Here is a 3,333-nt window from a genome sequence, read left to right as displayed (position 1 = left end):
TGGAAGTTTCGGCTGAGGAGCTTGCTTTCGGAAATCTCTTCCGGAATGATTCCCGCACGCTTTCCTTCACCCTTACCAACACGGGTACGGCACTGGCAAATGTGGGTGAAATCAGCATCACCGATGAGGCATTTGTAAGCAGCAATTCGGGCGGGTTTATTCTTGCACCCGGTCAGGTTGCGGGTTTTGATGTTACCTTCACCCCAACCGAAGTACGTGATTATGATGCTACGATCACCATTCCGAGCAATGATACTGAGGGCGATCTCGTCATCACCCTTACCGGTGCCGGTACGGAAGTGCCCGAACTCGTGCTCAACCCCGCGGAAGTAGCTGCAGCGCTTGCTTCCGGTGAAAGTACGCAGCAGAGCATTTTTGTGGAAAATGCAGGCGACGGTCCGCTGGAATTTGCTTTCCCGGCCTTTGCAGCAGCGCGCATTTTGAACGGCGAAACCGGTTACGGAACCATCCTCACGAAGAGTCTTGCCCAGCCGCTTACACAGGCTGATCTTGATGAAGTGCGTGACCGCGCAGCCCTCCGCCGCTACCTCGAAACGGGTGAGCTGGCTGATGAAGCTGACGCTGCCCTGATTCGCAGCTACGAAGCCGCGCAAGGCCGTGCACAGCAGGGGCAGTCTGCCGGAATCAGCAGCGAAGCCTCTTTCACGGTAGAATTTGAAAACTTCACCGCAAGCGGCGGACAGTTTACGCTCATTCAGGAAGGGCTTCAGGGTGAGCTCACGGCTGTGAATCCGGATTTCGTGATCGACAGCTCGACCGGCAGCACCTGGGCAAACGATCTCGCATTCCTGTTTACAACGAGTGAGGAACTCAGCAGCGAAGTAATCGTGCTTCAGGTTGGCGGCCTCACCAATTACGGACCGGAGCGAGTGCCCTGGATCGGCGGCGCAAATGGAGCCCCCGGAACCGCTGTAAACACACCGATTACCATCCCCAGCCCGATTGATACCGAAGGCCTGTACCTGTGGATCGGTCACGGCTGGACCCCCGGCGGCTCAAGCAGCTGGAGCGGCTCGGTTGAGTTCATCGGTATTTCTGACCGCGAACCGTTTATCACGGAAATCAGCCCGGCAGCGGGTATCGTAGAAGCCGGTGAAAGCCTCGAGGTGTTCTTCACCTTCGATGCAACCGGTTACGATGAAGGCGAATATGTTCGTGAGCTGGCTTTCATCAGCAACGATCCGCAGCAGGCTGAAGCCGTTGTAACGGCTACCATGACCGTTACCGGCGATGTAGTGCCAGTACTGGTGATCGATCCGGACAGCGTTGAACTCAGCGTGATGCAGGGTCAGGACGGAGCTTTCAGCTTCACGCTGACGAATACGGGTGATACCGTGCTGGAATTCAGCCTGAGCGCCCTGCTTGAAGGCGGCGAATCCGGAGAGGAGATCTTCAGCTTCCACCCGTCAAGCGGTATTGTACCTCCGGGACTCAGCTCTGAAATTTCAGCAACTGCAGCAGTTGCCGACTTCATGCCGGGCAGCAGCCTTTCTGCCGAAGTTGTAGTTGATAACAGCTCCGCTGCCGGTGCAGCTGTTATGCCGGTGAACATTACCATAGAACCTGCAGCCAACGAAATCACCTTCCGCGTGGATATGAGCGTGCAGGAAGCCGACGGCATTTTCCGTCCGGAGCTTGGTGATGAAGTTCACCTGCGCGGCAGCTTCAACAACTGGGAAGCACACGAAGGGACGCTTATGAGCCACGAAGACGGCGGCGTTTTCATGCTTGCGCACGCTGTTGAGGGCATGCCCAGTGCTGAGCATCAGTACAAGTACTTCATCCTTGCCGGCGACGGCCGCGAGCTGCCAAACGGCGGCTGGGAAGGTGTTGTAGGGGATGGCGATGGCGGCAACCGCGTGATGGTTATGACCGGTGAAGACATGGAGCTCGAAACCGTGTTCTTCAACAACGACAACACCGGAACAAGCACCGAACCCGAGCTGGATATGCCGACCGAGTTCGTACTGAACCAGAACTACCCGAACCCGTTCAACCCGACCACCAACATCACCTTCGCGCTTCCCGAAGCTGCTGAAGTGAGGCTGGAAGTGTTTAACCTTCAGGGTCAGCGGGTCGCGGTACTGATGAGCGGTCAGCAGAATGCAGGCCATCATACCGTGAGCTTTGATGCAAGCCGCCTCGCTTCAGGCATGTACCTGTACCGCCTGCAAGCCGGCAGCTTCGTACAAACCCAAAAAATGATGCTGCTTAAATAAACAGCTCATTTTGTAAACCATTTGCAGCAACCACCGAAAGCCGGGGCGCACCAAGCGCCCCGGCTTTTTTTTGGCGAGGAATGTGGCACCGGTCATAGAGCGGCCTTCACCGCCAATCTACCCCTATCCCTCTATGTCATCTCGAACGCTTCTCGTTTTGTAGGAACCATCCGAAGGCACGGCGGCTGATCGCACCGGTTGCCAGTCGAAGCATCATGTGAGAGATCTCCGAAGCCGGAATATGCCCGGTAGCTGGCCCGGCTTCTGTGCGTCCCTCACCCCCGTCCCCTCTCCCGCAGAAGGTTACGGGGTTTTTGGGCCGCTTTCAGTTGCGGGAGAGGGGTGACTCGGGAGCTGGTTTTGGGGGCGTGGAAAGGACAAACCTCCAAGGTTTCAAAAATCCTGGAGGGTTTAGCTACCTGATCACCAACATTTTTTTATTGCCCCGATGCGTGCAATTCCCCTCTTGAGAGGGGTGCCCCGGTGAGCGTAGCGAACGGGCGGGCTGTGACCGCCCCGGTGCCGGATCTCACCCCGGCTGACACGGAGCTATGCTCACGAAGTTGATTTTACTGCACCGGGCTTGTGTGGGGCTCCGAAGGTCACACCCCGCCCCGGTTGGTTTTTCCCCATTACACACTTTGCAGGTGTTCCAATTTCAGCGCCTTCGGCCACCATTGTGCCGGGGGCACCCCTCTCAAGAGGGGATTCTCCCGCATTTTGGGCATTTTGGTGCTCATAAGCGCTGGATTGGCTGCGGGTCGCTGAGTTTGCCGCATTTTGGGCAATTCAGTGCTCACAGGCACAGGTCTCGGTGCGGGTTGGCGTGTTTGCTGTTTTGTGGGCATTTCGGAGTTCAGAGGCTTTTCTTAGCCAGCGGGTGGGAATCAAACATCCGCGCAAATCCGGCCCAATCCGCAAAATCCGCGTGCCATCCACGCCCCGATGCGTGCAATTCCCCTCTCAAGAGTAATGGCACTAACTTTATTTATATTTTCGGTACCTGCCCTGTTTAGTCCTTCTTGGGTAGCTCCTGTCGGGTCGTTCAGGGATAATAAACGTGCTAATTTGTTTTTTCAGTCTGAGCAGGCCT

General features: G+C 56.4%; 1 protein-coding gene. It reads left to right on the top strand.

The features are described from left to right. On the top strand, positions 1-2,240 hold a 2,240-nt coding region (locus tag LAT75_RS15430), incomplete at its 5' end, for a T9SS type A sorting domain-containing protein (RefSeq protein WP_291483715.1). Positions 2,241-3,333: the final 1,093 nt, after the last annotated feature.

It is taken from the genome of Cyclonatronum sp., from assembly GCF_022565315.1.
Classification (GTDB): Bacteria; Bacteroidota; Rhodothermia; order Balneolales; family Cyclonatronaceae; genus Cyclonatronum.
The sequence above is the reverse complement of the archived record's forward strand: the minus strand, read 5'-3'. Positions and strand labels throughout refer to the sequence as shown.